Below are 18,973 nucleotides of genomic sequence, written 5' to 3'. Positions count from 1 at the left end.
ATGCCGAATCGATCAGGAGAGTGCCTTGACGATCGCTGTTTCACCTCAGGCCCTGCCAGCGCTCGTTCTGAACGCTGACTATCGGCCGCTGAGTTATTATCCCTTGTCGCTCTGGTCCTGGCAGGACGCGATCAAGGCGGTCTTTCTTGACCGTGTGAATATCATCGCGGAATACGAACATTCGGTCTCCTCGCCGAGCTATTCGATGCGGCTTCCGAGCGTCGTGTGCCTGAAAACCTATGTGCAGCCTTCGCGCAATCCGGCTTTCACGCGCTTCAACGTGTTCCTTCGCGACAAGTTCGAGTGCCAGTATTGCGGCGATCATAACGACCTGACCTTCGATCACGTCATTCCGCGCGCCCATGGCGGCGAGACGACGTGGCAGAATGTCGTGGCGGCCTGCTCTCCCTGCAATCTCAGGAAGGGCAGCAAGCTCCCGAAGCAGGCAGGCATGTTCCCGCACCAGAAGCCCTACCAGCCGACCGTGCAGGACCTGCACAACAATGGCCGGCTCTTCCCGCCGAACTATCTGCACGATAGCTGGCTCGACTATCTCTACTGGGATAGCGAACTGCAGCCCTGATCCCCAGTCCGGCCCGTTTCCGGGCAGGACTGCTCCACGCTTCGATGGATCAGCCCGGCTTGGTCAGGCCGACTTTGTTGGTCAGGCAGACTTGCGCACGCCGATAAAGGCGAAGGCGGCGAGGATCAGGCTTGCGATCACGTTCCAGCCAGCCATGGACAGGCCAGCGACGCGCAGTGCCGCTTCCGTGCAGGAGGGGCCCTTGATTGTGTTGAGTTCCGTCAGGAGATCGCCGGCGTTCTGCGTCATGCTGCTGGCGCTGGTCGAGCAGGCCGTGGGGCCGGCCCAGAAGTGCCATTCGACACCGGCGTGATAGACGCCCATGCCGGCGCCGACGACCATCAGCAGTCCACCAGCGAGCAGGAAGGTGCGGCCGATCCAGTTGGGCAGGCCGAGCGCCGATGTGATGGCGCCGATGATGACCAGCGGGATGCCGTAATAATAGGGCTGGCGCTGCATCAGGCAGAGCTCGCAGGGAATATAGCCGCCGATATACTGGAAGCCGAGCGCGGAGCCGATGACCACGGCCATGCCGATCGCCAGCACGATGGAATAGATGAAGGTGGGACGGCGGACAGAGAAGGTCATGCGGGGGCTCCGGGCAAATGGCGCATGGGGATTATGGTGTTAGCGGATAATCAGTGGGCAAGCAGCTTGTAGCCGACACCTGCCACGATCAGCACGCCGGCAACGATCGCGGTGATCTGGCCGAGGCGTTTTTCGATGAAGTGGCGGATCGGTTCGCCATAGCGGCGCAGCAGCCAGGCGAGGAACAGGAAGCGCGCGCCACGGGCGATGATCGCCGAGATGATGAAGAAGCCGAGGTTCATGTGAATGACGCCGGCGAGAATGGTGACGATCTTGATCGGCGGCAGATGCGCGAGACCTGACGTCACCAGCAACAGCAGCAGGATTTCCCATTCGTCGTGGATGTAGGTTCGCATCTGCTCGAAGGCATCGAGCTTGCCGTAGAATTCGAGCACTGGGCGGGCGATCGTGTCATAAGCGTAATAGCCGAGCGCCCAGCCGGCGATGCCGCCGAGAACGGAGGCGACGGTCGCCACCAGCGCGTAGCGATAGGCGCGCTCGGGCTTGGCAAGCGCCATGGGAAGATAAAGGACATCGGCCGGAACGAGAAAGACGGAGCTTTCGACGAAGGCGATAACGGCAAGCCAGACTTCGGCCGATTTGCGGGATGCCAGCGACATGGTCCAGTCGTACAATCTGCGAAGCATTCCGGTCCTTTCAGGTTGCGTGCATGAGCTTTATGGGCCTGATATCGGCCTGTAAATGGCTGCTGTGTCAGTCATGCGGCAGTGCGATAAAAAACTCTTCGTGATCGTGCGAGGGAATTGTGCCGTGATCGCGCGGGGGTCAGGACGCGACACCAGGAGACGGGACGCGCTTCTGGCGCATGACATTCATCTCGGTGCGTTCGCGCGCCATCTCGCTGACCATCTGGCGCAGCGCCGGATGTTTGGCCGTGAACATGTTGAAATCGCGTCGCTCGAGCACGAAGAAATGGCAGAAATCGACAGCGACCACATCTGCGTTACGGCGCCCGCCGCTCAAAAGCGCCATCTCGCCGAAGAAGGCGCCGGGCTCCAGCCTTATCGCATCATCAGGCAGCTGCACTTCGACGGCGCCCGCCGAGAGGAAATACATGCCGCCGCCGCGATCGCCCTTGCGCATGACGCGCTCGCCGGGAAGCGCCGATTTCGGGCGGAACAGCAGAAGCAGCTCCTCCTGCGAGTTCTCGTCGACATTGGCGAATAGCGGGAAGGTTTCGCTGAGCTCGCGCATTTCCAGCTGGTGCTGGTGTTCGCGCGCTTCGGTGATGGCGCGGATCTTGTCGAGTTCATCGTTGAGGATGTCGAAATTGGCGTGGCCATAGCGCGCACTTTGCGGCCAGCGGCGTTGGATATAGCCATGCAGCGCTTCGGCCCCGGCGCAGACGATGGGATTGAGCGTGATCGAGATGATGGCGCTGGCGAGGATGATGTCCTGGCCGTCGGTCGGCAGCAGGCCGAGCGTGACGCCAAGGCCGGCCAGGATAAACGAGAACTCGCCGATCTGCGCCAGCCCGCCCGCAACCGTCAGGCCCATGCCGATCGGATAGCGCAAGAGCGTCACGACGACGAAGGAGATGATCCCCTTGCCGACGATGATCAAGAGCAGCGCGGAGAGAACGCCGAGCGGCTGACGCACGATGATCGATGGATCGAACAGCATGCCGACAGACACGAAGAACAGCACCGAAAACGCGTTCTGCAATGGTAGGGAATCGGCGGCCGCGCGATGGCTGAGGCTGGATTCGCTCATGACCACGCCGGCGAAGAAGGCGCCGAGCGCGAAGGACACGCCGAAGATCTGCGCCGAACCGAAGGCGATCCCGAGCGCCAATGCCAGGACCGTCAGCGTGAAGAGTTCGCGCGAGCCGGTGCGGGCGACGCGGATCAGCAGCCAGGGCACGACCTTGGGGCCGAGGAAGATCGCCATCGCGGCGAAGGCGCCGACCTGCAGAAGCGTCAGTGCGATGGTCAGCGGCAGCGGCATGGCGGCGCCATGCGCGCCCGAAGGCGCGTGGCCGCCGAGCAGCTCGGCCAAAGCAGGCAGCAGCACCAGCGCCAGCACCATGGCCAGATCCTCGACGATCAGCCAGCCGACGGCGACGCGGCCGCTGGCGGCATTGACCAGATTTCGTTCCTCCAGCGCCTTCAGGAGCACCACGGTGCTGGCGACCGAGAGGCTCAGCCCGAAGACGATGCCGGCGCCGAGGCTCCAGCCCCACCACTCCGCCAACCCGACGCCGAGCAGCGTCGCGATCAGGATCTGCGCGATCGCGCCGGGAATGGCGACGCCGCGCACCGCAAGCAGGTCACGCGCCGAGAAATGCAACCCGACGCCGAACATCAGCAAGATCACCCCGATTTCGGCCAGCTGGCTCGCAAGCCCCGTATCGGCCACAAAACCCGGCGTGATCGGCCCCATCAATATCCCGGCCAGCAGATAGCCCACCAGCGGCGGCAGCTGCAGGCGATCGGCAAGATAGCCAAGGATCGCCGCGAACCCGAAACTGACGGCAATGGTGGCGATGAGGGGGACGTCGTGATGCACGCTTGTGTGTTCTCCTTTTGGGAGCCGGCACTTTGACCGATGTGCGGGGGAAATTAAACTGCTGATTTAAATTGAGCTATGTATGGGCGGGCGGAAAGCTGGAGAGAACCGTTTTTGCGCCTGCTTCTCTATAAACGAGCCGTAAGTCGGCGGCGTGGCTTCGGGAGCGCCCCGCGTAACAGGGCGATGACCGCTTTCAACTTCAGATGATAGTAAGACGCAAAGGCCAAGCGGTAGTGGGTAGTCCAGTGGTGCCCCATGCCGGAGTCGAACCAGCACTTCTTTCGAAACTCGATTTTGAGTCGAGCGCGTCTACCAATTCCGCCAATGGGGCAACGGATACCGACGAGGCGGGTGTCTAGCATGCGTTTGACTGATGGCGCAAGACGGGGATGCGGGTATCGGGCTGATTTCGTGGGGCTTCCGGCCGAATGGCTTCGGCCGGAAGGATCTCTTCAGTGGGCGACGGAGGCGGCCGGGGTGGTGAGGCCGGATTTCTTGATCGTGATCGCCAGGATGGAGGCGAGCAGGCAGAAGGCGCCGGCGATGAAGAAGGCGGGGAGATAGCTCTGCAGCTCAGTGCGCGACAGGCCGGCGCCGTAGGCGGCCGTGGCGGCGCCCAGCTGGTGGCCGGTGAAGACCCAGCCGAAGACGATGCCGACCTTCTCCTTGCCGAAGCGCTCGGCGGCAAGCTTCACCGTCGGCGGCACGGTGGCGATCCAGTCCAGCCCGTAGAAGACGGCGAAGATCGACAGGCCGTAGAAGGAGAAATCGCTGAAGGGCAGGAAGAGCAGGGAGAGGCCGCGCAGGCCGTAATACCAGAATAGCAGCCAGCGATTGTCGAAACGGTCCGACAGCCAGCCGGAGCCGATCGTGCCGAAGAAATCGAAGATGCCCATGACGGCAAGCACGCTGGCGGCCGCCACCGGCAGGATGCCGAAATCGCCGCAGAGCGTGACGAAATGCGTCTGGATCAGGCCGTTGGTGCTCAGGCCGCAGATGAAGAAGGTGGCAAACAGGATCCAGAAGGTCGAGGTCTTCGAGACCTCCTTGAGAACGACGATCGGGGCCGCGAGCATGGTCAAGAGACCGCCGGTCTGTACGGGCGGCGGGGTGATGCGGTCCTCGCCGAAGGAGGGGAGGTTGAGATCCGACGGGCGGTCGCGCATGAAGGCAAGCACGACGAGCGCCGCGAAAAGGATCATGCCGCAGACGAAGAAGACGGTGGCGCGCCAGCCGTAGCTCTCCGTCAGCTGTGCCATCAGGGGCAGGAAGACCAGCTGGCCGGTGGCGGAGCTTGCAGACAGCATGCCGACGACCAGGCCGCGATGCTTAGTGAACCAGCGGGCCGAGACGGTGGCGGCGAGCACCATGGCGGTCAGCCCGGTGCCGAGGCCGACGACGATGCCCCAGAGCAGCAGCAACTGCCAGATCTCGGTCATGAACAGCGAGCCGACGAAGCCGCTTGATATCAGGATCATGGCGAAGACGATGACCTTGCGGACGCCGAAATAATTCATGAAGGCGGCCGAGAAGGGCCCCATCAGGCCGAAGAGCAGCAGGCGGACGGCGAGCGCCGACGAGATTTGCGACGTCTCCCAGCCGAACTCGTCCTGCAGCGGCTTGATCAGTACGCCCGGCGCGCCCATCGCGCCTGCCGTGACCAGCATGGTGAGAAAGGTGGCGGCGACGACGACCCATCCGTAGTGGATGTTGCGCCGCGCCAGCGTGGAGGCAAGTGCAGTGGAGACCATGGGGGCTGTTCCGTATGATGTTGCCGGAGGCTAGTACTAATTTTTAGATGATGGTCATCATCATTGTTGATTATTGATGATGCGCGTCATATAAATTGTCAAGCGGTGTTTTTTAGGAGCCTTGCTATGCGTGTCAGCCGGGAGAAATTCGCGGAAAACCGGGAGAAGATTCTCGGTGTCGCGGGCGTGCTGTTTCGCGAGAAGGGGTTCGAATCGACAGGCGTGGCCGAGATCATGAAGGCCGCGGGGCTGACGCATGGCGGCTTCTACGGGCATTTCCAGTCGAAGGAAGATCTGGCGCTCGAAGTCAGCCGGGCGCTGATCGAGCGGGTGAAAATCCGCTGGAACGAGATTATAACAAGTGCGCCGGACGCGCCGCTCGATGCGCTCCTCAATCATTATCTCTCGCGTTGCAGCGTCGACGATCCCGGCGGCAGCTGCGTTTTCGCCTCGCTGGTGCAGGAGGTGAGCCGCAGCCAAGGCGCCGTGCGCTCGACCTTCAATGACGGGCTCTCGGCGCTGGTCGATATACTCTCCGAGATCGTGCCCGGCGACAGCGCGGACGAGCGCCGCGCCAAGGGCTTCACGACGCTGTCAGCGATGATGGGCGCGGTGATCCTGGCACGCGCGGTGGAGAGCCGGGAGCTGTCCGACAATTTCCTGTTCACGACGCGTGATGCTCTTTCGCCGGCTAACGGCTAGCCGCGACGGGCGATCAGGCCGCTAATCTCGACCGTCTCGGCGAAGCGGCCATCGGGCGAAAGCCTTGCCAGCGCATCACGCAGCTCGCTTTCGAAGGCTTCGGCCTTGTCTCCCAGCGCTTCCGTTGACGTCACCGAGGTCGAGAAGGCGCGGCCGATGATGTCGTTCGCGGTCAGCTGGCGCTCGCTGACGATGCCGATCCGCTCGAGGTGTTTGAAGGGCGATTGCAGCAGGATCGTTTCGTGGGCGACCCAATCCGGGCCCTTGCGGCGCTCGCGGTCGGCGTTGCGGTCCGGCGCGAAGGTTTCCGCCAGCGCGTTGACGGCTGTGCGCCAATCCGGCGTGGAGGCTATGTGGCGATCGCCGAAGAGCACGACGCAACCGTCTTTGACGGTGATGGCGTCGAGCGCCTTGAGCGTCGCCGAGCGGTCCATCCAGTGGAAGGAGCGGCCCATGACCGTCATCTTCAGCGGCGCAAGCGACGGGCCGAGATCGTAGGACGAGCCGTGGATGAAATCGACGGTTACACCGGCTATCTCGGCATCGGCGCGGGCCGTCTCCAGCATCTCCGGTTCGGGATCGATGCCGGTGACCTTTGCGCCTGTCATGCGGGCGAAGGCGATGCCGAGTTGGCCGGGGCCGCAGCCGAGGTCGAGCAGGCGCTCGCCTGTCTGCAGGCCGGCGCGCTCGGCGACGCGGGCAATCAGTTCGTCGGGATAGGGGACGCGGTAGCGGGTGTAATAGGCGGCCGTCGAGCGGAAGCGGCGGGCCTCGAAGGGGATGACGGTCATGGGGATATCCTCAAGCGGCGATATCTTGAAGTGGATCGTGGGCCTGCCCGTTTCGGGGGCAGGCCTGTGTCCGGTGACCTTACTTGAATCCCTCGACGCGGTGCGGCACGTAGGGCTCTTCCAGCGCCGCGACATCCTCGGCCGAGAGCTTGACCGAGAGAGCACCGACGGCGTCGTCGATATGACCGGATTTCGAGGCGCCGATGATCGGCGCGGTGACGGCGCTCTTTTGCAGGATCCAGGCCGTGGCGATCTGGGCGCGGGAGACGCCGTGCTTCTTGGCGAGATCGCCGACCTTGCCGATGATGGCGCGGTCCGCATCCTCGGCCTGCTTATAGAGCGTCTTGCCGAATTCGTCGGTCTCGCTGCGGGCGGTCTTTTCGTCATAGTCGCGGGTCAGGCGGCCGCGCGCCAGCGGGCTCCAGGGAATGACGGCGATCTTCTGGTCCTGGCAGAAGGGCAGCATCTCGCGCTCTTCCTCGCGGTAGAGCAGGTTCAGGTGGTCCTGCATGCTGACGAAGGGGGTCCAGCCATTGGCCCTTGAGGTGTAGATCATCTTGGCGAACTGCCAGGCATGCATGGAGGACGCACCGATATAGCGCGCCTTGCCCGATTTCACGACATCATGCAGCGCCTCCAGCGTCTCCTCGATCGGCGTCGTCGGGTCGAAGCGGTGGATCTGGTAGAGGTCGACATAATCGGTGCCGAGGCGCTTCAGGCTATTGTCGATCTCGTCGAAGATCGCCTTGCGCGACAGGCCGGCGCCGTTCGGTCCGGGGCGCATGCGGTTGAAGACCTTGGTGGCGAGCACGATCTCGTCGCGGCGCGAAAAATCCCTTATCGCGCGGCCGACGATTTCCTCGGACGAGCCGTCGGAATAGGTGTTGGCGGTGTCGAGGAAGTTGATGCCGGCTTCGAGCGCCTGCCTGATCAGCGCGCGGCTCGGCTCCTCGGCCTGCGTCCAGCTGTGATTGCCGCGGCCGGGCTCGCCGAAGGTCATGCAACCCAGGCAGATTTTCGACACTTCGAGGCCGGTGCCGCCGAATTTGACGTATTCCATGAAATCGCTCCGTGATGAGAAAAGAAACCCTGGCGCTACCCCTATCTAGGGCACTCCCCGCCAGATTGGCAGCGGTTGCAGCAAACAACCATGCGTTCCCCGGGGCGGGAAGGGCGATCCGGGCTTCACGCTTGCGTGAGCCGCGCCCAGGGTGTTAGCTGCTGCAGCATAAACGGACTTTTGCCCCGAGACCGAGACCCCATCGATGATCCTGCGCCCATGAAGCTGCCGCCGCGCGCTCGCTATGACGATCTCTACCGCGATTTCGCCTGGACGATCCCCGAGGATTTCAACATCGGCCGCGTGTGCTCGGACGATTGGGCGGCGCGCGAGCCGGAGCGGGTCTGTCTCCAGCATTTCAGCCCGGATGGCGATCATCTTTCGCTGAGCTATGGCGTGCTTGCGGCGCGCTCGGCCTCGCTTGCCAATGGGCTCGTCGCGCTCGGTCTCAAGAAAGGCGACCGAGTGGCGCTGCTTCTGCCGCAGTCCTTCGAGACGGTGATCGCCCATATGGCGATCTACAAGATGGGCGCGATCGCGGTACCGCTGGCGCTGCTCTTCGGCGTCGAAGCGCTGGAATATCGGCTAAAGACCTCGGGCGCGGCCGCGGTCGTGACCAATGGTTTCGGCCTCGAGCGTATCCATGAAATCCGCGACCGGCTGCCGGACCTCAAGACGGTGATCAGCGTCGGCGCTTTTGACGACAGCGCCGACGTCGTCTCCTTCAGCGATTTGGTGGAACGTCATGCGCCGAGCTTCGACGTGCCGCCGACCGGGCCGGACGAGCCGGCGTTGATGATCTTCACCTCGGGCACAACGGGCGCGCCGAAGGGGGCGCTGCACGGGCACAGGGTGCTGGCCGGGCATATTCCGGGCATCCAGTTCGCGCATGAGAATTTTCCGCAACCGGGTGACCGGATGTGGACGCCGTCGGACTGGGCATGGGCGGGCGGGCTGCTCAACGCGCTGCTGCCGAGCCTGATGCTCGGCGTGCCTGTCGTCTCGTCGCCGGCGCAGAAATTCGATGCCGACATGGCCTACAGGATCATGGCCGAGATGAAGGTGCGCAACGGCTTCATTCCGCCGACGGCCTTGCGACTGATGAAATCGGTGCCCGATCCGCGTCAGCGATACGATCTCAAGCTGCGCACCATCGGTGCTGCCGGCGAGGCGCTGGGCGCGGAGACGCATGATTGGGCGAGCCGCACGCTCGGGATCGAGGTCAACGAATTCTACGGGCAGACGGAGTGCAATTTCGTGCTGTCCTCGAACGCCGCGCTTGGCGTGAGCAAGCCGGGGGCGATCGGCAAGGCGGTGCCGGGGCATCGGGTGGCGATCGTCGATGAGGCCGGCGCAGTGCTGCCGCCGGGTGCGGTCGGCCAGATCGCCATCGCGCGGCCTGATCCGGTGATGTTTCTCGGCTATTGGAACGACGCGGAGGCGACCGCGCGCAAATTCGCCGGCGACTGGCTGCTGACCGGCGATCTCGGCCGGCAGGACGAAGACGGCTACATCACCTTCCTCGGCCGCGACGACGACGTCATCACCTCATCCGGCTACCGCATCGGCCCGGCCGAGATCGAGGACTGCCTGACCGGCCACCCGGCCGTGCAGATGGCAGCGGCGGTGGGGAAGCCCGACGCGCTGCGCACCGAGATCGTCAAGGCTTACGTGGTACTGGCGCCGGGGTTTGCGGCAAGCGACACGCTGGCGGCGGAGATCCGCGACTGGGTGAAGATGCGGCTGTCGATGCACGAATATCCGCGCGAGGTGGCGTTCGTCGATGCGCTGCCGCTGACGACGTCGGGCAAGGTGATCCGGCGGATGCTGCGGGAGCGGGCGGTGGGTGAGGGGTAGGCTTGTGTGGCGCCCGATATTTCCCTTAGATTAAACAGAAAAGACGCCCCGAGGAGCGCCTTTTCAATTTGGGAAGTCGAGGATTCGTAATGCTCGAAAGCAAACTGCCAATCTGATCTCGACTTTTCGAGGTTGAATATATGTCAGAGTGACGGGAGCGTCAACTTGCCGATAGAGGATGCAGATTTAGCGGAGATCACGAAGCTGCTGTCGCCCGAGAGGTTGGGTAAGCTTTACCAACTCACCGGCAACGCTCGGGCTGCAATCGAATTCCATCAGAAGACACTGCGCCTCGGCGCCGATTTGATGAATATCATCGCGGTCATCGAGATTTCCTTGCGGAACTCTATCTGTGAAAATCTCGGGCAGCATTTCGGCCAGGCGGGCTGGCTTCTGAGCCCACCGGCACCCTTCCATTGGAAAGAAAGCGAGAAGGCCAAGATCGTGCAGGCGCTAGATAGCGCGCGTCGGGCCGAATACGCCAAACTTGCGCAGGCTACCAAGCATGGGCTTGACGCGCTGGCATTCCCGAATGGCCGCCCGGCGAACTTGTCCCATACGCAGAGGTCCAAGCTCCGTCGAACGCATATCCAGGTCACCGATGGCAAGATCATTGCCGAGCTGACTTTCTACATCTGGAAGCGTTTATGCGGTCCCGATTATGAGCACACGCTTTGGCGGCCGGCACTCAAGAAGGTGTTCCCGAACAAGCGAATAAAGCGCGCTGACGTGGCCGACAGTCTTGAGATCATCTACCAGTCACGTAACCGGCTCGCGCATCATGAGCCCGTTCTCCACGACAGGTTTGCCGCGACCGTTGCCGCAATCAAGTATATCGCGCAGCATCTTGGAGCGCGCACGCCTGGCGATCAGACACCGCTTTATCGGTTGATCGCTGACGACATTACGGCGATCGAGGCACGTGCCGCTGTACTGCACGCGGAGTTGGAAGCTTACAGGACTTAGAGATGATCTTTTGATCCGATCGCGGGGGTAATTTTGTTGCGCGGTGAAAAATACTGCGGCGATGCCAACCGCTTACGAATTTCGTCGTCCCCATCCATCCTCGCCGCAATCGTCGCTCCCATACTGATGGCGTCATTGGACAGGGAGCCGGGTCGCGAACCGGATCTGACACATCTGGGCGCAAGCCCGGCGTCCGGTGATGGTTGTTGAGGGGTGGGTGTTGAGATCGTCAGGACCTCGCATCCATCTGGAAGCGAAAGGCCGAGAGACGCTCCTGTTGGCCTGGATATCCGGAAGCCTTGATATGATCGGGCAGGCGATATTGCCTGACACTTCTATCTTATACCGAACGTTGCCTGCCCATTCCCATCCTGCCATGCCGTCGCGGAGAGGTCTCCGGCGCGGGGTTTTGTGGTGTGTGGTTGGCACTCCGTCGTTGCCGTCGCCTTTCATTCAGGTTTTACCGTGAGATACCCCCCTCTGCCCTGCCGGGCATCTCCCCCACAGGTGGGGAGATTGGCTGGGCGCGGCCGCTCGCTCCTACCTCGATGTTTGGATGGAGAGCGGCCACGGATCGATCTCCCCCCTTGTGGGGGAGATGTCCGGCAGGGCAGAGGGGGGTATCTCACGGCACGACATCAACGACGGCTTACTGTCGGCATCAGATGGGCCGCTCTCAAGGCCCGCCCACTCACCCCCGCCCAGCCAGCGACATGATCTTCTGCCGCAGCATCTTCGCGACATTGCGGGTGCTGCTGTAGAGATGCAGCTGGGTGGCGACCTGGCGGACGTCGCGGTCGGCGTTTTGGTTGAGGCCGATGACGACGGTGCCCATTTCCTCGCGTTCCTGCCAGAAGCGGCTCATGATCGGATGGTCGGGGACGGCGCAGCTGTCGGAGCGGACGATGTTGGCGTCGTCGAGGTGCCATTCGGTGAGTTCGCCCATCAGGAGCTTGCCCGGCGAATAGCGGGCATAGGCCTCGTCATAGGCGGTCTTCCAGGTGTAGGCCTCGCCGCCCATCATCAGGACGACGGTGGAGGCGATGGACTTGCCGTTGAAGTCGATCGAGTGGATACGCACGGCGTCGACGGCGGCCAGGTTGGAGATCGCCTCGCGGGCAAAGGCCATGTGCAGGCGGTCGGTGACCAGCGCGCTGCGCTTCTTGCCCTTCCAGCCGCCGGCTTCGAGCGCCAGGAATTCCTCGAAGCGCATATGGATGTCGCGCGGCTGGCGGGCGACGTTGTAGACGACCGTGCCCTTTTCCTCAAGCAGGCGCCATTGCCGGCGCATTTCGCGCATGTGGGAGGAGGAGACCGACTGGCGCAGATAGGCGACGGCGTCCTCGTCGCTCTGCAGCATCGGGCGCAGATAGGGGTTGGTGGTCGTGATCGGCAGGTTGCGGCCGATGGCGACGGCGCGGATCATGCGGGCGAAGATGCCGTTCAGGCGCAGATCGGGCAGCACCAGGATGCCGGGCATGCGCAGGTCGCGGGCGGTCAGGCCCTCGAGGAAATTGTCGAGCGTTTCGGCGGCATCCTCGCCGTCGAGCAGCGGCGTGCCCAGCGGCGCGAAGCTGTTGGCCCAGACGCGGATGATCGAGGGGCCGACGGCAAAGCCCGGCTTTTCGACCGAAAACGGCATCAGCACGCGCAGGCGGCTGCGGGTCTCGTTCTGGTCGCGCAGCAGCGCGAAGTTGACCTCGCGGTCGTCGAGACGCGGCATGGCGGGCGCCAGGAAGCGGCCGGTGAAGAAGACATTGGGCTCCAGCGCGCGGTTGGAGAGGAAATCCAGCTCGTCCTGCAGGTCGTAGCCGAGCTTGCCGGAATAGACGCAGAGCTCGCGGCCAGCGCGGCCGATCTCGACGCGGGCTTCGGCCTGCGGTGCATCGAATTCCAGCGATGCCAGCTCGTGGACCATGCGGTTGGCGGTCGAGTCTGTGGTCTGGGTTCCGGGAGGATTGCGCACCATACTGTCAGGCTTCCATATCGTTGCCGGCGCTGGCCGGTCTGGCGAAGGCGAAGAGGGCGATGCCGAGCGTGCGGCGGACTGCAAGATGCAAGAGCACCGCCTCGACGCCCATGGCGGAGGCCGTGGCGATTGCCGCGCCCTCGATGCCGAAATGGGGGATGAGGAGAATGTTGAGGGTGACGTTTGCCGTCAACGCACCGGCATAGAGCGCGACGCAGATATTCTGCTTTCCGGCCATCATCAGCAGCGTTTCGGCAGGCCCCACCAGCGCCTTGGCGAGAATGCCGGCAAGCAGGATCGCCATCAGCACATAACCCGCCGTAAAGGCGCCGCCAAAGAGCGACAGCAGCAGGTGCCCGGCCGCGAGCACCACGAGGCCGACGGCCAGCGCCGGCCAGAAGGTCCATCTGGCGGCATCGAAGGCGGCGGCGGCGAGCTCGGCGCGGGTGCCTTCGGCGATGATGCTGGAAAAGCGCGGGCCGGAGGCGGCCTTGACCGAGAAATTGATGAAGTGGACGAGTGCCATAGTCTTTGCGGCGGCGAAATAGATGGCGACCTCGTGCGGCTCCAGGAAAATGCCGACGACGACGACATCGGAATTGGTGAGCAGGAAGCTGACGCCCTCGATCAGGAAGATCGGAAAGGCGACGCTTAGCCAGCTCAGGAAATCGATCTTGCTCGGACCCTGGTGATAATGTCGGCGCAGGCGGATGAGGGTCGCCACATACTGGCCGAGCGCGGTGAGGTAGGTTGCAACCAGCGCTGCCTGCATGGCGGTGACGGCCGTGTGCGGCGCGCCGAGGCCGATCGCCACCAGCATGCAGGTGATGATCAGGATCGGGCGGATGATGTAGACGGGGCTCAGCGCCATGACGGGCCAATGATTGGCGCGCGAGGTGCCTTCCAATATGTCGCCGAGCGCGATCATCGGCATGGCGAGCAGGCCGAGGAAAATCGGCACGACGTAATAGCTCTGGACGCGATCGCCAAAGAGGTGCAGGCCGATCATGCCGATGGCGAGCACCGCGGTGCCCGACAGCAGGCCGAAGATCCTGGCGGTGCCGGTCAGTCCACGAATTTCCTCGAAGGCGCCCGATGCCTTGTACTGTGGGAGGAAGCGGACGATGGCGGTGTGGAAGCCGAGGCAGGAGAGGTCACCGAAGAGAACGATCAGCACCCAGACGAAGACGAAGATGCCGTATTCATACTCGCCCATCAGGCGCGCCAGAATGATCTGGGAGAGAAAGGCAAGCGCGGCGCTGATGACGCGGATCGCAAATGCGGTGAGCGCCATGCGCTGTGCGGCGGCCTTTTCGCCGCGCTTCGTCATGATATCGCCGAGCATGCGAAGAAGGCGACCGCCTGCAGGACGCAGGCTCGCCGGTAGCATCTTCTCCGCCGTCTCGATGACCGCCATAATGGACACGCAAAACTCTCTGGCAAATCGTGCCTAGAGTAGTGGCATGACACGGTTAAGAAACGGTTGTGACGAGGCCCTCAGGCTTAACCTGTCCCCAACTCAGAGCGTCAGCCGCCACCGCGCGCCAACGCCCTGTCTATCAGGACATCCAGCACCTCGGCGTAGCTGACGCCCGATGCGGCCATCGCCTTGGCGTACATGCTGATATTGGTGAAGCCGGGGATGGTGTTGAGCTCGTTGACCACGAAGGACATGTCCTGCATCAGGAAGAAATCGACGCGGGCCATGCCGTCGCAGCCGAGCGCCTTGAAGGCCTGGCGCGCGGTCTTGCGCAGCTCGTCCTCGGTCTCCTTCGGCAGCTGCGCGGGCACGCGGAGTGCTGCACCTGCTTCATCGATGTATTTCGCTTCGTAGCTGTAAAAACCGTGGCTTTCGGCCGGCGCGATCTCGCCCGGCAGAGAGACGGTGATCTCGCCATTCGCATGTTCGAGCACGCTGAACTCGATCTCGCGGCCGGCGATGAATTCCTCGGCGAGCAATTTGCTGTCGTGCTTGAAGCCTTCCGCAAGCGCGGCGGCGAAATCTTCTTGTGTCCTGACCTTGCTGACGCCGACCGAGGAGCCCTGGCGGGCGGGCTTGATGAAGAGCGGGAGGCCGAGTTCGCGCGCCGCGGTTTCGAAGGAGGGCTCGCTGTCTTCTTCGATGCACAGCGCTTTCGCCACCGGCAGGCTGGCTTCCCGAAGCAGGCGCTTGGCGATGTCCTTGTCGATGGCGGTCACCGATCCGAGCAGGCCGCAGCCGGCGAGCGGCACGCGGGCAACGGATGCCAGCCCCTGGATCGAGCCGTCCTCGCCATGCATTCCATGCAGAACGGGGAAGAGGACGTCGATCGCGGGGACTTCATAGGGCTGCGCGCCTTGCGGGATGGCGAGCATGCGGCCCTGGCCGCCCGGCAGAAGGCTGACCTCGACGGCTTCCTCGGCCTTGGCGGCAGCCGACAGCGTGGTGCCCTTCGGCAGAAGCCGCCATTGTCCTTCCCTGGTTACGAAGATCGGCAGGACGTCGTAGCGCTCGGCGTCAAGCGCTGCGACGACATTGGTGGCGGAGAGGATGGAGACATCGTGCTCCGGCGAGCGGCCGCCGAACAGGATGGCGATGCGCGGGCGCTGCGATGTCGGGCGGGCGGGCTGTGTCGGCATGGTGGATGGGTCCCCTTGGATCGTTGTTATCGGTCGAGCCTGATGGCGACGCCGCGATTGGCGAAGAAGCGGTCGAAGGTCTCGATCGGCAGCTCGACGTTGGCCTGGCTGGCTTTGTCGTGGCCGGATGGGTTGTGGAAGCGGATGGTGTCGGCGCCTGCCGCCGTCACCAGCACGAGGTGGCCGCCTTTTGTGGGCGGCTGGCGGTCCGGCCAGCGGATCTGGCTGTTGACCGAGGCGATGAAGAAGGCGTTGTCCTTCAGGATATCGGCGATACCAGGTGTCGGCAGGCCGGTGATGGTTTTCGCGTCGAGGCCGAAGGTTTCGCCGACATAGGTGATGAAGGGCGCGTAGATCAGCCCCTTGATCGACTGGTCTTCCTCGTTGACGACATAGCCGCCGAAGGTGGTGCAGCCGCGCGCGAGATCGATGATGCGGTGGTCTTCGCCCCTGGCAGCAAGGATCATCTTCAGGCAGGCCATGCCGCAGATGTTGACGGCCCAGCGCGCATATTCCTCGACCGTGTCGGCGCCGGATCGCTGCCAAAGCGGATCATCGAGCAAGGCGGAAGCGCCGCGCTCCAGCACGGAGAGCGTCATCGACGCCGTTTCCCACTGGCTGAAATAGGGGGCCTTGCAAGCGGTGCGGTTCATCGCGTGTCCCTGAAATCAATTCTGATATCGGCGCAAGCTCGGCGAACAAAGCGACTGTTTTGCGGCTGAATTTCGGGCGGATTATGAAATTGGAAGTTGTGGGCGGGTTCCGCTCATTTGCGGGTCGCACGCATGAAAAAGCCCTCGCGACGTCCAGGTCGCGAGGGCTTCGATCTCAGGTCTCGATCAGGTCTCAGGCCTGCTCGAAGGCACCGTGGCAGTGCTTGTACTTCTTGCCCGAACCGCAGGGGCAGACCTCGTTGCGGCCGACCTTGCCCCAGGTGGCGGGGTCGTCGGGGTTGCGGTTTTCGGGCGCAACGATGACTTCCGATGCCTGGTAGACCGAGCCGAACTCGTCTTCACCGGTATTGGGGTCGATGTGGTGCGCCTGCATGGCCGGCGGTTCCGGCTGCTCCTGCTGCACCAGTTCGACACGCATCAGTTGGGCGGTGACGGCCTGGCGGAGGCTGTTGAGCAACGTGTTGAAGAGCTCGAAGGCTTCCGACTTGTATTCCTGCAGCGGGTCGCGCTGGGCGTAGCCACGGAAACCGACGACGGAACGCAGATGGTCGAGGTTGACGATGTGCTCGCGCCACAGCGCGTCCAGCGTCTGCATGACGATCGAACGCTCGACGTAATGCATGATGTCGTCGCCGAAGCGCTCGGCCTTTTCGGTGAAGACGGCGTTGGCCGCTTCCGTCAGGCGTTCGCGGATATCGTCTTCGCCGATGCCCTCTTCCTTGACCCAGTCCTCGATCGGCAGATCGAGATTGAGGAGCGCGTTGGCCTGCTCCTTGAGGCCGACGGCATCCCACTGTTCGGCATAGGCGCGCTCGGGAATGTGCTTCTGAACCAGATCCTCGATCACTTCACGACGCATGTCGGAAACGGTCTCGGAGATGTTGGTTGCTTCCATCAGCTCGAGGCGCTGTTCGAAGACCACCTTGCGCTGGTCGTTCAGAACGTCGTCGTACTTCAAGAGGTTCTTGCGGATATCGAAGTTGCGGGCTTCGACCTTCTTCTGCGCGCGTTCCAGAGCCTTGTTGATCCAGGGATGGACGATCGCTTCGCCTTCCTTGAGACCGAGCTTGGTCAGCATCGAATCCATGCGGTCAGAGCCGAAGATGCGCATCAGGTCGTCCTGAAGCGAGAGATAGAACTTCGAGCGGCCCGGGTCGCCCTGACGGCCGGAACGGCCGCGCAGCTGGTTGTCGATACGGCGGCTTTCGTGGCGTTCGGTGGCGATGACGTAGAGGCCGCCGGCGGCCAGCGCCTTTTCCTTGAGCTGCTTGATCTCTTCGCGGATCGCCTCGATCTTGGCGTCGCGCTCCGGACCTTCCTCGACTTCGCCGAGCTCACGCTCGACACGCATGTCGAGGTTGCCGCCGAGCTGAATGTCGGTACCGCGACCCGCCATGTTGGTGGCGATGGTGACAGCGCCGGGCACGCCGGCCTGGGCGACGATATAGGCTTCCTGCTCGTGGTAGCGGGCGTTCAGAACCTGGAAGTTGTTGAAGCCCTGCTTGCGCATGAGGTCGGCGAGCAGTTCGGACTTTTCGATCGAGGTCGTACCGACGAGAACCGGCTGGCCGCGCTTTTGCGCATCCGCGATCTCGGCGATGATCGCCTTGTACTTCTCTTCGAAGGTCCGGTAGACCTCGTCGTCCTCATCGATACGCTGGATCGGCAGGTTGGTCGGTACTTCGACGACGTCGAGACCGTAGATGTTGCCGAATTCTTCCGCTTCCGTCTGCGCCGTACCGGTCATGCCGCCGAGCTTGTCGTACATGCGGAAGTAGTTCTGGAAGGTGATCTGCGCCAGCGTCTGGTTCTCAGGCTGGATCTTCACATGTTCCTTGGCTTCCAGCGCCTGGTGCTGGCCTTCCGAATAACGGCGGCCCGGCATCATGCGGCCGGTGAATTCGTCGATGATGACGATCTCGTCGTTGCGGACGATGTAGTCCTTGTCGCGGGTGAAGAGCTTGTGGGCCTTCAGCGCGTTGTTGACGTGGTGGACGATCGCGACGTTCTCGATGTCGTAGAGGCTGGCGCCCTTGAGCAGGCCGGCTTCACGCAGGAGATTTTCGAGCTTCTCGGTGCCTTCTTCGGAGAAGTTGGCCGAACGCTGCTTTTCGTCAATCTCGTAATCGCTTTCGACGAGCAGCGGGATGAAGGTGTCGATCGTGTTGTAGAGATCGGAGCGGTCGTCGAGCGGACCGGAGATGATCAGCGGCGTGCGCGCTTCGTCGACGAGGATCGAGTCCACTTCGTCGACGATGGCGTAGTTGTGGCCGCGCTGAACCATCTGGCCCTTCTCGTACTTCATGTTATCGCGCAGATAATCGAAGCCGAGTTCGTTGTTGGTCGCGTAGGTGATGTCGCAGCCATAGGCAGCCGCGCGTTCCTCGTCCGACAGGCCGTGAACGATGACGCCGGTGGTCAGGCCGAGGAAGCTGTAAAGGCGCGACATGGTGGCCGCGTCGCGCTGGGCGAGGTAGTCGTTGACGGTAACGACGTGGACGCCCTTGCCCGACAGCGCGTTCAGATAGACGGGAAGCGTTCCGACCAGCGTCTTGCCTTCACCCGTCTTCATTTCCGCGATCGCGTTGGAATGAAGGATCATGCCGCCGATCAGCTGGACGTCGAAGGGGCGCATGCCGAGCACGCGGCGCGATGCTTCGCGGACAACAGCAAAGGCCGGGACGAGGATATCGTCGAGCGTCTTGCCTTCGGCCAAGAGCTTGCGGAACTCCACCGTCTGTGCGGCGAGCTGTTCGTCGGACAGCGCCTTGGTCTTTTCCTCAATCGCATTGATTGCGGCGACGTTCGGCTGGAAGGACCGCACGCGGCGATCATTGGCGGAGCCAAATAGTTTGCGGGCGATGCCGCCAAAGCTGACCAT

General features: G+C 63.0%; 15 protein-coding genes and 1 tRNA gene. 4 read left to right on the top strand and 12 right to left on the bottom strand.

The annotated features are described in order from the left end of the window. Nucleotides 1-25: 25 nt before the first annotated feature. Nucleotides 26-583 carry an HNH endonuclease gene (locus ACODTZ_RS25720; RefSeq protein WP_018901511.1) on the top strand — a complete coding sequence of 186 codons (558 nt, stop codon included), beginning with the start codon at nucleotides 26-28 and terminating at the stop codon, nucleotides 581-583. A gap of 81 nt (nucleotides 584-664) precedes the next feature. On the opposite strand, the gene ACODTZ_RS25715 is transcribed toward ACODTZ_RS25720, so the two are convergent. The 5 genes from ACODTZ_RS25715 to ACODTZ_RS25695 form a co-directional block, all read right to left on the bottom strand. After that, the gene (locus ACODTZ_RS25715; RefSeq protein ID WP_111565122.1) at nucleotides 665-1,171 is read right to left on the bottom strand and encodes a disulfide bond formation protein B; all 507 of its coding nucleotides are present in this window, start codon (nucleotides 1,169-1,171) and stop codon (nucleotides 665-667) included. Between the two features lie 50 nt (nucleotides 1,172-1,221). Then, a complete protein-coding gene (locus tag ACODTZ_RS25710) occupies nucleotides 1,222-1,818 on the bottom strand; it encodes a YqaA family protein (protein WP_018901513.1) in 597 nt (198 codons plus the stop codon). 139 nt (nucleotides 1,819-1,957) lie between these two features. Further along, nucleotides 1,958-3,700: a cation:proton antiporter domain-containing protein gene (locus tag ACODTZ_RS25705; RefSeq protein WP_489029152.1), complete on the bottom strand. Its 1,743-nt coding sequence runs from the start codon at nucleotides 3,698-3,700 to the stop codon at nucleotides 1,958-1,960. 249 nt (nucleotides 3,701-3,949) lie between these two features. After that, a tRNA-Leu gene (locus tag ACODTZ_RS25700) sits at nucleotides 3,950-4,034 on the bottom strand. Nucleotides 4,035-4,155: 121 nt separating this feature from the next. Further along, entirely contained in the window at nucleotides 4,156-5,454 is a 1,299-nt protein-coding gene (locus tag ACODTZ_RS25695; protein WP_489029150.1) for an MFS transporter, read from the bottom strand. Between the two features lie 126 nt (nucleotides 5,455-5,580). Between ACODTZ_RS25695 and ACODTZ_RS25690 the strand changes: the two genes are divergently transcribed. Beyond that, complete coding sequence (locus ACODTZ_RS25690) at nucleotides 5,581-6,156, top strand: TetR/AcrR family transcriptional regulator (RefSeq protein WP_489029148.1); 576 nt, start codon at nucleotides 5,581-5,583, stop codon at nucleotides 6,154-6,156. Here the strand turns inward: ACODTZ_RS25690 and ACODTZ_RS25685 are convergent. Further along, nucleotides 6,153-6,947: a class I SAM-dependent methyltransferase gene (locus ACODTZ_RS25685; protein ID WP_489029147.1), complete on the bottom strand. Its 795-nt coding sequence runs from the start codon at nucleotides 6,945-6,947 to the stop codon at nucleotides 6,153-6,155. The genes ACODTZ_RS25690 and ACODTZ_RS25685 overlap by 4 nt on opposite strands. Nucleotides 6,948-7,026: 79 nt before the next feature. Further along, nucleotides 7,027-8,007, bottom strand: coding sequence for an aldo/keto reductase (locus ACODTZ_RS25680; protein ID WP_489029145.1), 981 nt, complete (start codon nucleotides 8,005-8,007; stop codon nucleotides 7,027-7,029). A 219-nt stretch (nucleotides 8,008-8,226) separates the two neighbouring features. Here ACODTZ_RS25680 and ACODTZ_RS25675 point away from each other — a divergent pair, with 219 nt between their 5' ends. Next, complete coding sequence (locus tag ACODTZ_RS25675; RefSeq protein ID WP_489029143.1) at nucleotides 8,227-9,864, top strand: AMP-binding protein; 1,638 nt, start codon at nucleotides 8,227-8,229, stop codon at nucleotides 9,862-9,864. Between the two features lie 165 nt (nucleotides 9,865-10,029). Beyond that, complete coding sequence (locus ACODTZ_RS25670; RefSeq protein WP_489029141.1) at nucleotides 10,030-10,830, top strand: hypothetical protein; 801 nt, start codon at nucleotides 10,030-10,032, stop codon at nucleotides 10,828-10,830. A gap of 691 nt (nucleotides 10,831-11,521) precedes the next feature. On the opposite strand, the gene ACODTZ_RS25665 is transcribed toward ACODTZ_RS25670, so the two are convergent. From ACODTZ_RS25665 to secA, 5 genes are all read right to left on the bottom strand, one after another. After that, nucleotides 11,522-12,799, bottom strand: a complete 1,278-nt coding sequence (locus tag ACODTZ_RS25665) for a GNAT family N-acetyltransferase (protein WP_111564831.1) — start codon at nucleotides 12,797-12,799, stop codon at nucleotides 11,522-11,524. Between the two features lie 4 nt (nucleotides 12,800-12,803). After that, nucleotides 12,804-14,216, bottom strand: coding sequence for a lipopolysaccharide biosynthesis protein (locus ACODTZ_RS25660; RefSeq protein WP_489029252.1), 1,413 nt, complete (start codon nucleotides 14,214-14,216; stop codon nucleotides 12,804-12,806). Nucleotides 14,217-14,326: 110 nt separating this feature from the next. Continuing rightward, a complete protein-coding gene (locus ACODTZ_RS25655) occupies nucleotides 14,327-15,418 on the bottom strand; it encodes a D-alanine--D-alanine ligase family protein (RefSeq protein WP_489029139.1) in 1,092 nt (363 codons plus the stop codon). Between the two features lie 26 nt (nucleotides 15,419-15,444). After that, nucleotides 15,445-16,071, bottom strand: coding sequence for a C39 family peptidase (locus tag ACODTZ_RS25650; protein ID WP_489029137.1), 627 nt, complete (start codon nucleotides 16,069-16,071; stop codon nucleotides 15,445-15,447). Nucleotides 16,072-16,264: 193 nt separating this feature from the next. Next, nucleotides 16,265-18,973, bottom strand: coding sequence for a preprotein translocase subunit SecA (gene secA / locus ACODTZ_RS25645; protein WP_113235388.1), 2,709 nt, complete (start codon nucleotides 18,971-18,973; stop codon nucleotides 16,265-16,267).

It is taken from the genome of Rhizobium sp. FG113, assembly GCF_057809895.1.
The sequence above is the reverse complement of the archived record's forward strand: the minus strand, read 5'-3'. Positions and strand labels throughout refer to the sequence as shown.